Source organism: Pseudorhodobacter antarcticus, assembly GCF_900110135.1.
Classification (GTDB): domain Bacteria; phylum Pseudomonadota; class Alphaproteobacteria; order Rhodobacterales; family Rhodobacteraceae; genus Pseudorhodobacter; species Pseudorhodobacter antarcticus.
The window spans coordinates 45,222-57,069 of the sequence record NZ_FOCO01000022.1 but is presented as its reverse complement, the minus strand read 5'-3'; the positions used below and the strand labels follow the sequence as shown (position 1 = coordinate 57,069).

Genomic DNA, 11,848 nt, shown 5'->3' with positions numbered 1-11,848 from the left:
GGTGCGGTCTGTGCTTCAACCATTCTCATAGAGATGCCTGAAATCGGGAGTATGGACCGAAAGCAGGTGGCTTGTTTAACTGGAGTAGCGCCGATGACACGGCAATCTGGACAATGGCGAGGGAAATCATTCATTCAGGGTGGTCGCAAAGTAGTGAGGGACGCCCTCTACATGCCAGCCTTGGTCGCGATGAGATTCAACCCTGACCTCAAGGCAAAATATCAAGCCATGATTAAAGCTGGAAAGCCACCAAAAGTCGCCCTTACTGCGCTCATGCGAAAGCTGATTGAACTCGCCAACGCCCTCATCAAAGCAAATCGAAGTTGGGCGATGAAAGAGGCTTGATCAAGACGGATACTCTGGTACTAACGCCGGAGTCGCCCCTCACGCCTCGCGCAAAATACGCGGCACCTTGAACTCCACGTTCTCCTGCGCCGTCTCCACAATTTCCACGCGCACATCATACCGGGCGCAAAACGCGTCAATCACCTCATTCACCAACACTTCGGGTGCCGATGCCCCCGCCGTGATGCCCACGGATGCAATCCCGTCCAGCGCGCGCCAGTCAATATCCACCGCCCGCTGCACCAATTGGGCATAGGCACAACCCGCCGCGCGCCCCACCTCCACCAACCGCAACGAGTTGCTGGAATTGGGCGCTCCGATCACCAACAGCGCGTCAATTTTCGGCGCAATCGCCTTGACCGCCCATTGGCGATTGGTGGTCGCGTAACAAATATCTTCCTTATGCGGCCCCACGATACCCGGAAACCGCGCTTGCAACGCCGCCACAATCCCGGCGGTGTCGTCGACCGAAAGGGTGGTCTGCGTGATATAGGCCAGCTTGCCTATATCCCGCACCACCAACCCGGCCACATCGCCTTCCGTTTCCACCAACAACACCTCACCATTGGGCAATTGCCCCATGGTGCCCACGGTTTCGGGGTGGCCTTCATGGCCAATCATAATCATCTGCAACCCATCAGCAAAATGCCGCGCCGCCTCATTATGCACTTTGGTGACCAAGGGGCAGGTCGCATCCACCGCAATCATCGCACGCGCCGCCGCCGCCGCTGGCACCGATTTCGGCACGCCATGGGCGGAAAAAATCACGGGCCGGTCATCGGGGCAATCCGACAACTCCTCCACAAACACGGCCCCTTTCGCGCGCAGATCGTCGACGACGAATTTGTTATGCACAATCTCGTGGCGCACATAAACGGGCGCGCCCCATTTTTCCAACGCCAACTCCACAATCTTGATCGCACGGTCAACGCCCGCGCAAAACCCGCGCGGCGCGGCAAGGTACAGGGTCAAAGGGGTCAACTGTGTCATGGGGCGCGGCCTCCGAAATCATTTGCAATACAGGTAAGCGGCCAACCCCCGCAGGTCCAGCCCAAACCCTTACCCAATCACACCCGCCGTGATCAACGCCAACCCGACATAGCGGGTGGTTTTCGCAATGCCCACCAGCACCAAAAACAACCACACCGGCGTGCGCATCACACCCGCCACCACCGTCATCACATCGCCGCCAGGCAACCAACTGACCAACAACACCCACACGCCCCAGCGTTCAAACCACGCCTCGGCCTTTTTCATCTGCGCAGGTGTTGCGGGAAACCAGCGCTTGCTTTCAAACTGCGCAATCCCATGGCCGATGTAATAATTCACCAACGCGCCCAGCGTGTTCCCAATGCTGGCCACAATCACCAACGCTTCAATCGGCACCGAGCGCGCGACTTGCAACGCGACAAAGACGATTTCCGATTGGAACGGCACAATTGTCGCCGCCACAAACGCCGTCACAAACATTCCAAAAAGGGCTGATATCACCACCATCCCTTGCCAGTGCCGCAGTTTTGCGCCCCATGCAATGCGCCCTGTGCAAAGGGAAATGCCCGTGCATAAAAAAAGGGGCATCAAACAGCGCCCCTTTTCCCCAATCACATCGCGGCAAAACCTGCTTAGGTCACCGATTCCGGCGCATCCTCTGCATCGTCAAAACGGGGCTCGCGCGGGGGGCGGCCAATCACATCACGCAACTCGTCCAATTCGATGAAATTATCCGCTTGGCGGCGCAACTCATCCGAGATCATGGGCGGTTGGCTGCGAATCGTCGAAACTACGGACACCCGCACCCCTTGGCGCTGCAAACTTTCGACCAACGGCCGGAAATCACCATCGCCCGAAAACAAAACGGCATGGTCAATATGCGGTGCCAATTCCATCGCATTCACGGCCAGTTCAATATCCATATTGCCCTTCACCTTCCGGCGGCCTTGGCTGTCGGTGTATTCTTTGGCAGGCTTGGTCACCATCGAATAGCCGTTGTAATTCAACCAATCCACCAGCGGGCGGATCGGCGAATATTCATCGTTTTCCAGCAATGCCGTGTAATAAAACGCACGCAGCAGCTTACCCCGCCGCATGAATTCCCCCCGCAACAGCTTATAGTCGATGTCGAACCCAAGCGCCTTTGACGCTGCATAAAGGTTGGACCCGTCTATAAAAAGCGCGAGCCTTTCGTCCTTGTAAAACATTCCCTTTGTCCCTCAAAAAGCATCGCAGCAAACAATAATTTGGAAAAAACACTTATGCGAATAATATTGGCTCTGCGACTGATCACCAGTATGTTCTCCTTCTCTGAAATTTCAAGCGGATCACGTAAAGGTTATGCTTGAAATGGCAAAACAATTGCTTGTCTATGTTGCCCTCGGCGCAAACCTGCCTAGTGACCTTGGGTCATTACGGCACACCCCCGCTCATACGCTGCCCATGGCCTTGGCAAGCCTGGGTGCGCTGGGTCTGCATCTGCACGCCACCAGCCGATTTTATGCCACGCCGTGCTTTCCCGCAGGCGCCGGGCCAGACTATGTCAACGCCGCCGCAGCACTTACCGCAGACCCCGACCTGTCGCCTGCCGACATCCTCGCGCGCCTTCACCAAGTGGAGGCTGCGTATGGCCGCACCCGGTCCACCCGTTGGGCTGGGCGGTCGCTGGATCTGGACCTGTTGGCGATCGGTGACGCCGTGCTGCCGGATGCCAAAACCCACCGACATTGGTGTGACTTGCCGTTGGCCGATCAGGCGCGGCTTGCCCCCGATCAGTTGATCCTGCCGCATCCGCGCATCGCCGACCGCGCCTTTGTGCTGGTCCCGCTGTGCGACATTGCCCCCGATTGGCACCACCCCGTCACGGGCCACAGCGTGCGCACCATGCGCGACGCACTGCCCGCCAGCGATCTGGCCGCCGTCCGCCCGCTGCCAGAGGAAGCCAGCGATTTGGCCCCGATTCGCAGGCCGACACCCCTGTTGCCCTAAATTCACGGCAAATTGTCACGCTAGGGGGGCAAACAGGGGGGATAAGGCGCTTGTCAAGGGTTTTGCCAAGGCTTACACAGACCCCTCCACTCCCCAAATCTGAAAGGGTGTCTTTATGGCCCGCGTCACGGTTGAAGATTGCGTTGATAAAGTCCCGAACCGGTTCGAACTGGTTATGCTGGCCGCGCACCGCGCCCGCGAAATCCAAGCCGGCTCTCCGCTGACGGTGGACCGCGACAATGACAAAAACCCTGTGGTTTCCCTGCGCGAAATCGCGGATGAAACCCAATTGGCCGACAGCCTGCGCGAACGGATGATCGAAAGCCATCAAACCCAGATTGAGGTGGATGAGCCGGAAGATGATCAAATGGCCTTGCTGATGGGCGGAGAAATGGATCGCCCCGCCACCGATGACATGTCCGAGGAGCGTTTGCTGCGCGCCCTGATGGAAGCGCAAGGTGCCAGCTAAACCGGGCGCCAGCTAAAACCGGGCGTGCCAGCCAAAACCGCGCCCGCGAAATTGATGCCAAAACATAGGATGTGGCGAGGATGATCGACGTCGAAGACCTGGTCGCCCTCGTCCACAACTATAACCCCAGGTCTAATGCGGACCTTATCCGCGCCGCCTATGCTTACGGCCTGCGCGTCCACGATGGCCAGATGCGCCATTCCGGCGAACCCTATTTCACCCATCCTGTTGCTGTCGCCGCCATTTTAACCGAACAACGGCTGGATGATGCCACGATCATCACCGCCCTGCTGCACGACACGATTGAAGATACCAAAGCCACCTACACCGATGTGGCCGCGCAGTTTGGCGATGAAGTGGCCGAACTCGTCGATGGCGTCACCAAACTGACCAATCTGCAACTGTCTTCCACCCAATCCAAACAGGCGGAAAATTTCCGCAAACTGTTCATGGCGATGTCCAAGGATTTGCGGGTGATTTTGGTCAAATTGGCCGACCGTTTGCACAATATGCGCACGATCAAATCCATGCGCCCCGAAAAACAGGCGCAAAAAGCCCGCGAAACCATGGAAATTTTCGCCCCCCTTGCTGGCCGCATGGGGATGCAATGGATGCGCGAAGAACTCGAAGATCTTGCCTTTCGCGTCATCAACCCTGATGCCCGCAACTCCATCATCCGCCGCTTTATCACGCTTCAACGCGAGGCGGGCGATGTGGTGTATAAAATCACCGCCGATATTCGCACCGAACTTGACCGCGCCGATATTGACGCCGATGTCTATGGCCGCGCCAAAAAACCCTATTCCGTCTGGCGCAAGATGCAGGAAAAAGACTTGTCCTTTTCCCGCCTCTCCGATATCTACGGTTTTCGCATTATCACAAGGTCCGAGGCGGATTGTTACCGCGTCCTTGGCGTCATCCATCAACGGTGGCGCGCCGTGCCGGGCCGGTTCAAAGATTACATCAGCCAGCCCAAAAACAACGGCTATCGCTCCATCCACACCACCGTGTCGGGCCGTGATGGCAAGCGGGTGGAGGTGCAAATCCGCACCCGCCAAATGCACGAAGTGGCCGAGGCAGGCGTGGCCGCCCATTGGTCCTACCGCGAAGGGGTGCGCGCCAATAACCCCTTTGCCGTCGATCCCGCCAAATGGGTCGCCAAACTGACCGAGAATATGGAGGAAGATGACCACGACACCTTTCTCGAAAACGTCAAATTGGAAATGTACACCGATCAGGTGTTTTGCTTTACGCCCAAAGGCGATGTGGTCCAACTGCCGCGCGGTGCCACGCCTTTGGATTACGCCTATTCCATCCACACCCGCATCGGCAATTCCACCGTTTCCGCCAAGATTGACGGTATTCGTGTGCCGCTGTGGACCCGCCTGAAAAACGGCCAATCGGTCGAAATTATCACCGCCGAAGGGCAGCGCCCGCAATCGTCCTGGATTGAAATCGTCACCACAGGCCGCGCCAAAGCCGCCATCCGGCGGTCTTTGCGCGAAGAGGATAAGGGTCGTTTCGTCAAACTGGGCCGCGAACTTGCGCGCGCCGCGTTTGACAATGTGGGCCGCAAAGCCACCGACAAGGCGCTGCGCACCGCCGCCCGGATGCTGGCCCTGACGGACGAAACCGACCTTTTGGCCCGCATCGGCTCTGCCGAACTCACCGCGCGCCGCGTGCTGGAAACCCTGTACCCCGAATTGGTGCAGGCCAGTGGCGATACGGTCGATGCCCGGCGTCCTGTGATTGGCCTTGGCGATGATCAAATCTTTCAACGCGCCGGCTGCTGCCAACCCGTGCCGGGTGAACGTATCGTCGGCATTTCCTATCGGGGCCAAGGCGTTGTGGTCCACGCCATCGACTGCCCGGCCTTGGCCGAGATGGAGGATCAGCCCGAACGCTGGGTCGATCTGAACTGGCAATCGGGCCGCCACGCCGCTGTCAACACCGTCAGCCTTGATTTGACCATTTCCAACGATGCGGGCGTGCTGGGGCGCATCTGCACGTTGATCGGCCAACAAAAGGCCAACATTTCCGATCTACAATTCGTTGATCGCAAACCCGATTTTTACCGTTTGCTGATTGACGTGGACCTGCGGGACGTAGAACATCTGCACATGATTATGACCGCGCTAGAGGCTGAAACCGATGTGGCCGAGGTGGGCCGCCATCGCGACACCCGGCGCAAGCCCTGATCGAACACAGAAAGAATCGACGGGCATATGGTTTTCAAGCGGCGCGACAAACGGTCTTGGATCCGGGTCATGGCAGAATCGCTCTGGCCCCGTGGTGGCTGGGCCCGTGCCGCCCATTACATGAAACACCGCCTGCGCCGTTTGCCCGATGCCCCCCACCGCATCGCGCGCGGCATATTCGCGGGCATCTTCATCTCCTTCACGCCCCTTTTCGGCTTTCACTTTGCGGGGGCGGCCCTGCTGGCGTGGATCATGCGCGGCAACATCCTTGCCTCGCTGATGGCGACCTTTGTCGGCAACCCCATCACGTTTCCTTTCATCGCGGCTTTTGGCGTGGAATTTGGCAACTACATCCTCGGCCACCCTGCCGTCATGTCGCCGTTGGAAATTTTCACCGATTTCGGCTACGCCAGCGCTGAATTTTGGCGCAACATCAAAACCGTCTTTACGGGCGGCGTCGCGCATTGGGACCAATTGCACAAATTCTTCTTCCGCGTCTATTTCCCCTATCTTATGGGGGGTATCGCGCCGGGTATTTTTGCGGGCATCGCGGGATATTACGTCAGCTTGCCCATCATCATCGCCTATCAAAACCGCCGCAAGAAAAAGCTGCGCGACCGCCTGCTCAAACGCATCGCACAGCGCACGGCCGAGGCGGAGGCCGCGACAATCACAGAGGATGACGGCGGGCCGACAAAAGGCTAATCTGCGCCCAAGACCCGTTATGGGACCGATAAAAGGATACTGGCAATGAAACCACCGGAACGGCTGCGGCTGGGCATCAACATCGACCATGTGGCCACCATTCGCAACGCGCGGGGCGGCGCGCTGCCCGACCCCTTGCGCGCTGCCCTGTTGGCCGAGGCGGCGGGTGCCGACGGCATCACTGCCCACTTGCGCGAAGATCGCCGCCACATCCGGGATCCCGATATTGAAGCGTTGATGGCAGGCATTTCCATCCCGCTGAATTTCGAATGTGCCGCCACGCTGGAAATGCAAACCATCGCCCTGCGCCACCGACCCCATGCTATCTGTCTGGTGCCCGAAAAGCGTGAAGAACGCACCACCGAAGGCGGCTTGGACGTGGCAGGCGATGAAAACCGCCTTGCCGATTATATCGCCCCCTTGCGCGATGCAGGTTGCCGCGTGTCGCTGTTCATCGGCCATGAAGCGGCGCAAATCGACGCCGCCGCCCGCATCGGGGCCGCCGTGGTCGAACTGCACACCGGGCGCTACTGCGACCTTATGGCGGCGGGCGATCCTGCTGCCGCCGCCGAACTTGCCGCCCTGCGCACAGGGGCCGTCCATGCGCATGCTTTGGGAATGGAAATCCACATGGGCCACGGTCTGAATTTTGAAACCGCCGCAGTCGTTTCCACCTTCCCGCAAGTGATGGAACTGAATATCGGCCATTTCCTGATCGGCGAATCCGTCTTTCGCGGCCTTGGCCCCGCGATAGAGGAAATGCGCCGCCGCATGGATATGGCCCGCGATGGCATCCAGCAAACATGATCGTTGGGCAAACATGATCGTTATACACACATGATCCTAGGCATCGGCTCTGATCTGGCGAATATCGACCGCATCGACGCCACTCTGGCCCGTTTCGGCGACCGTTTTCGCAACCGCGTGTTCACCCCGCGCGAACAGGCCAAGGCTGACAGCCGCCCGCGTGCCATTGCCGCCACCTACGCCAAACGCTGGGCCGCCAAAGAGGCGTGTTCAAAGGCGCTGGGCACGGGCCTGCGCATGGGCATTTCGTGGCGCGACATGGCCGTGTCGAACCTGTCCACCGGACAGCCGCAAATGCACCTGTCAGGCTGGGCCGCCGAACGTCTGGCCGCCATGACCCCGCAAGGGTACACCGCCATCGTCCATGTCACTTTAACCGACGATCACCCATGGGCGCAGGCTTTTGTGGTGATCGAGGCCCGCCCAAATACGCCGCACCTGGTCCCCCCAACCGCTTGACTCCAACCGCCCCCGCGCGCATGTAACTCGGCAAAGCAGCAAAAGGCGAAAAACACTCATGGCCAGCAAAGACAACACCGATGGCGGCATCGTTGAGACGATAAAGACAATCGTCTACGCCTTGCTGATCGCAGGCATCTTTCGCACCTTGTTTTTCCAACCCTTCTGGATCCCCTCCGGCTCGATGAAGGACACGCTGTTGATCGGCGACTTCTTGTTTGTCAACAAAATGGCTTACGGCTATTCCAAAAATTCCTGCCCGTTTTCCATGTGCCCCGTCACGGGCCGCTTGCTGTTTTCCGAACCCGAACGCGGCGATGTTGTGGTGTTTCGCCACCCCGTCAATGGCTCGGATTTCATCAAACGGCTCATCGGTCTGCCGGGCGACACCGTGCAAATGCGCGCGGGTCAGATCATCCTGAATGGCACGCCCGTGCCCCAAACCCCCGATGGTCAGTTCATAGAAACCTATGCAGAACAAGGGCCTATGCGCAACATGCCCCGCTGTGAAAATGCGGGTGGTACTGTCGGCCTTGGCGGCGAATGTACCAAATCGCGGTCCATCGAAACGCTGCCCGGTGGGCGCACCCACGCCGTGCTGAACATTGACGTGAACGGCTTTGCCGATAACACCGATGTGTTCACCGTTCCCGTGGGCCAGTATTTTTTTATGGGCGACAACCGCGACAATTCCCAAGACAGCCGCTTTGGTCAGGCCTCCGGCGGCGTTGGCTTTGTCCCCGCCGAAAACCTGATTGGCCGCGCGGACCGCATCATGTTCTCCTCCGCAGGGTCGTCCTTGTTCTATTTCTGGACATGGCGCTCGGATCGCTTTTTCAAGGCCGTGGAATAATGCGGGCATGACGATCGCTGCCACGACAATACGCTCATTTTTTGATATGAACGTCCCAGCCTCGCGCATGCGGGGCTGGCTGGTTTTTGGGGCCAGCACGGCGGCGATGCTGGTCATCTTGGCGCTGACCATCGAAAACGCCAACCGCTTTGCGCCGTTGTTCATCCTTTTTGGCCCCCTCATGGCCGTCCAAATGATCGTGGTGGTGCAGCGTTTGCACGATGCGGGCCGCTCTGGGTATTGGGCCGCACTCGCCCCTGTTCCGGTGATCGGCACCCTTGCCACGCTCATCATCAACCTGTTGCGCCCGCGCCCCGGCGTCTTTGCGGGCGGCCACAAATGTGCACAGCGCGCAGGCTATGCGGCTCTTGCCGCCTTCGCCGCCCTGTGCATTGCCCGCGCTTTTGTGCTGCCCTTTTGGATCCCCAGCGGCAGCATGAAACCATCGCTTTTGGTCGGTGATTACCTCCTTGTCACCCGCACCAACGCGGCCAATTTGCAGCACGGCGACATTGTCGTGTTTCGCCACACCGCCAATAAAAGCGATTTCGTCAAACGCCTTATTGGCCTGCCCGGCGATACGGTGCAAATGGTCGGCGGTGCCGTGGTGCTGAACGGCACCCCCCTGCCGCAAGCCCCCCAGCCCGATTTTATTGAGATAAATGCCCCCCAAGGCCCCTTTGCCCACCGCCCCCGCTGCATGGCGCCCACCCCCCCGCAGGGCGGCGATTGCATCAAAGGTGCGGCGCTTGAAACTCCGCCAGATGGGCGCCAACACCAAATCCTCAACATCGCCAACGCAGCCACCGCGGATGATACGGCCCCCGTCACCGTCCCGCCGGGCCATCTGTTTTTCCTTGGCGACAACCGCGACAATTCCCTCGACAGCCGCTATCCGCAAACCCGCGGCGGCCTTGGCATGGTCCCCTTTGCAAACGTGACAGGCCGCGCCACGCGCATCGTGTTCTCCGCCGCAGGCTCCTCCATGTTCGATATGTCAAACTGGCGCGGCGACCGCTATTGGCTGGTCCTCCCATGAAACTCGCCGCTGATCTGCGCGCGTTTGAGGCGCGTTTGGGCCATAAATTCCAAAATGACGAACTGCTGGTGCAATCGGTTACCCACGCCTCCCTTTCCTCTGCCACTCGCCCCGACAATCAGCGCCTTGAATTTCTGGGCGACCGCGTGTTGGGGCTGGTCATGGCCGAGGCGCTGATCGCCGCTGATAGATCCGCCGCCGAAGGGCTGCTGGCCCCCCGTTTCAATGCGATGGTGCGCAAGGAAACCTGCGCCGATGTGGCCCGCGAAATCGGGCTTGGCGATGTCCTCAAACTTGGCCGGTCCGAAATGATGTCCGGGGGGCGGCGCAAAGAGGCGCTGCTTGGCGACGCTTTGGAGGCGGTGATCGCCGCTGTCTATCTCGATGGTGGGTTCGATGCCGCCCGCACCCTGATCACCCGCCTGTGGGCCAGCCGCATCGCAACCGTAAAGGCCGACGCCCGCGACCCCAAAACCGCCCTGCAAGAATGGGCGCAGGCGCGCGGCATGACACCGCCGCGCTATACCGAACAAGCCCGCTCTGGCCCCGATCATCAACCGATCTTCACGGTTGCGGTCCAGCTTGATAATGATGAAATTGAAACGGCAGCTGCCGGAACGAAACGTGCCGCCGAACAGGCCGCAGCCCGCGCCCTTTTGGCCCGGATGGAGCATTTGACATGACCACAGACAACAATTCATCCGCCACAGGCCCCGTTGGCGGTGACGGTAACACCCGCGCAGGCTTTGTCGCGCTGATCGGCGAACCTAACGCGGGCAAATCCACGCTTTTGAACCGCATGGTCGGCTCCAAAGTGTCGATCGTGACCCATAAGGTGCAAACCACCCGCGCGCGTATTCGCGGCATCGCCATGCAGGGCAACGCGCAAATCGTGTTTGTCGACACACCCGGCCTGTTTCGCCCCCGCCGCCGCCTTGACCGTGCCATGGTCGCCGCCGCATGGGGCGGCGCCGCCGATGCCGACCTGATCGTTTTGCTGATCGAGGCGCATCGCGGCATGACCGAAGGCACCGCATCCATCATCGATAGCATGCGCGACCGCATCCCGCAGGGCCAAAAAGTCGCCCTTGCCATCAACAAAATCGACCGCGTCAAGGCCGAGGTGCTGCTGGCCCTGTCCGCCAAAATGAATGAGGCGTTTCCCTTTGCCGAAACCTTTATGATTTCCGCCGAAAAGGGTTACGGCGTTGATAAACTGCGCGAATGGCTGGCGGGCGAACTCCCCTCCGGCCCGTGGTTCTATCCCGAAGATCAGATCGCAGACCTTCCCATGCGCATGATCGCAGCCGAGATTACCCGTGAAAAACTGACCCTGCGCTTGCACGAAGAACTGCCCTATCAACTTACGGTGGAGACGGAGAAGTGGGAGGATCGCAAAGACGGCACCACCCGCATCGACCAGCTGATTTACGTCATGCGTGATGGTCACAAAGGCATCGTGTTGGGCAACAAAGGCGAAACCGTCAAATCCGTGGGCCAGGCCGCCCGCGTCGACCTGATGGAATTTCTGGGCCGCCCCGTGCATCTGTTCTTGCAGGTCAAGGTCCGCCCGAACTGGCTGGAAGAACCCGAACGCTACCGCGAGATGGGCCTGGAATTCAAAGACGGCAATTGATGGAACCCCGCCTGACCGCCGATTTTTGGGTCCGTGCTTACCTGACACGCCTGCGGTTGGCGGATATTCCGGCGTTTGTCACGTCAAAAGGCGATGCCAACGCAGGCACGGTACTGGTCAAACAATCGCCCCTGAACAGCACCGCCACAGCCTTTCACCGCTCGTTCGATCTGCAAACGGGCAACCGCGCATGGGTCATCCTTGCGCAAGGCCCGGAACCCGATGTCGACGCCACAATCGCGCGCCAACGCCAATTCGACCCCGATCTGTGGGTGATAGAGGTGGAAGACCGCGCAGGCCGCCACTTGCTTGATCAAGAAGGGCTGGCGCAGTGACGCCCCCCTTGCCATAAACTGCA

The 11,848-nt window shown here is 59.5% G+C and carries 15 protein-coding genes; 12 read left to right on the top strand and 3 right to left on the bottom strand.

What is annotated here, in order from left to right:
* A partial coding sequence (locus BMY36_RS11990; RefSeq protein ID WP_139194029.1) for a transposase occupies positions 1-345 on the top strand: 345 nt, incomplete at its 5' end.
* A gap of 39 nt (positions 346-384) precedes the next feature.
* Here the strand turns inward: BMY36_RS11990 and ispH are convergent.
* The 3 genes from ispH to BMY36_RS11975 form a co-directional block, all read right to left on the bottom strand.
* Positions 385-1,335, bottom strand: coding sequence for a 4-hydroxy-3-methylbut-2-enyl diphosphate reductase (ispH, locus tag BMY36_RS11985; RefSeq protein WP_050519806.1), 951 nt, complete (start codon positions 1,333-1,335; stop codon positions 385-387).
* 69 nt (positions 1,336-1,404) lie between these two features.
* Complete coding sequence (locus tag BMY36_RS11980) at positions 1,405-1,923, bottom strand: YqaA family protein (RefSeq protein WP_331458135.1); 519 nt, start codon at positions 1,921-1,923, stop codon at positions 1,405-1,407.
* 44 nt (positions 1,924-1,967) lie between these two features.
* Entirely contained in the window at positions 1,968-2,543 is a 576-nt protein-coding gene (locus BMY36_RS11975) for a LabA-like NYN domain-containing protein (RefSeq protein WP_050519805.1), read from the bottom strand.
* Between the two features lie 133 nt (positions 2,544-2,676).
* On the opposite strand from BMY36_RS11975, the gene folK reads away from it, so the two are divergent.
* From folK to BMY36_RS11920, 11 genes are all read left to right on the top strand, one after another.
* Complete coding sequence (gene folK / locus BMY36_RS11970; protein WP_050519804.1) at positions 2,677-3,324, top strand: 2-amino-4-hydroxy-6-hydroxymethyldihydropteridine diphosphokinase; 648 nt, start codon at positions 2,677-2,679, stop codon at positions 3,322-3,324.
* 115 nt (positions 3,325-3,439) lie between these two features.
* The gene (gene rpoZ / locus BMY36_RS11965; protein ID WP_050519803.1) at positions 3,440-3,793 is read left to right on the top strand and encodes a DNA-directed RNA polymerase subunit omega; all 354 of its coding nucleotides are present in this window, start codon (positions 3,440-3,442) and stop codon (positions 3,791-3,793) included.
* Between the two features lie 80 nt (positions 3,794-3,873).
* Positions 3,874-5,991 carry a RelA/SpoT family protein gene (locus tag BMY36_RS11960; RefSeq protein ID WP_050519802.1) on the top strand — a complete coding sequence of 706 codons (2,118 nt, stop codon included), beginning with the start codon at positions 3,874-3,876 and terminating at the stop codon, positions 5,989-5,991.
* Between the two features lie 69 nt (positions 5,992-6,060).
* Positions 6,061-6,696, top strand: a complete 636-nt coding sequence (locus BMY36_RS11955) for a DUF2062 domain-containing protein (protein WP_331458134.1) — start codon at positions 6,061-6,063, stop codon at positions 6,694-6,696.
* A gap of 45 nt (positions 6,697-6,741) precedes the next feature.
* Positions 6,742-7,503 carry a pyridoxine 5'-phosphate synthase gene (locus BMY36_RS11950; RefSeq protein ID WP_050519800.1) on the top strand — a complete coding sequence of 254 codons (762 nt, stop codon included), beginning with the start codon at positions 6,742-6,744 and terminating at the stop codon, positions 7,501-7,503.
* Positions 7,504-7,533: 30 nt separating this feature from the next.
* Positions 7,534-7,962 carry a holo-ACP synthase gene (gene acpS / locus BMY36_RS11945; RefSeq protein ID WP_050519799.1) on the top strand — a complete coding sequence of 143 codons (429 nt, stop codon included), beginning with the start codon at positions 7,534-7,536 and terminating at the stop codon, positions 7,960-7,962.
* 58 nt (positions 7,963-8,020) lie between these two features.
* Positions 8,021-8,815: a signal peptidase I gene (lepB, locus tag BMY36_RS11940; RefSeq protein ID WP_050519798.1), complete on the top strand. Its 795-nt coding sequence runs from the start codon at positions 8,021-8,023 to the stop codon at positions 8,813-8,815.
* A 46-nt stretch (positions 8,816-8,861) separates the two neighbouring features.
* Positions 8,862-9,854, top strand: coding sequence for a signal peptidase I (lepB, locus tag BMY36_RS11935; RefSeq protein ID WP_175469295.1), 993 nt, complete (start codon positions 8,862-8,864; stop codon positions 9,852-9,854).
* Positions 9,851-10,537 (top strand): ribonuclease III, encoded by a 687-nt coding sequence (rnc, locus tag BMY36_RS11930; protein ID WP_050519796.1) that lies wholly within the window; start codon positions 9,851-9,853, stop codon positions 10,535-10,537. The genes lepB (BMY36_RS11935) and rnc overlap by 4 nt, the downstream gene beginning before the upstream one ends.
* The gene (gene era, locus BMY36_RS11925; RefSeq protein ID WP_050519795.1) at positions 10,534-11,490 is read left to right on the top strand and encodes a GTPase Era; all 957 of its coding nucleotides are present in this window, start codon (positions 10,534-10,536) and stop codon (positions 11,488-11,490) included. The genes rnc and era overlap by 4 nt, the downstream gene beginning before the upstream one ends.
* Positions 11,490-11,825 (top strand): DUF1491 family protein, encoded by a 336-nt coding sequence (locus tag BMY36_RS11920; protein ID WP_050519794.1) that lies wholly within the window; start codon positions 11,490-11,492, stop codon positions 11,823-11,825. The genes era and BMY36_RS11920 overlap by 1 nt, the downstream gene beginning before the upstream one ends.
* The last annotated feature ends 23 nt before the right edge of the window (positions 11,826-11,848 follow it).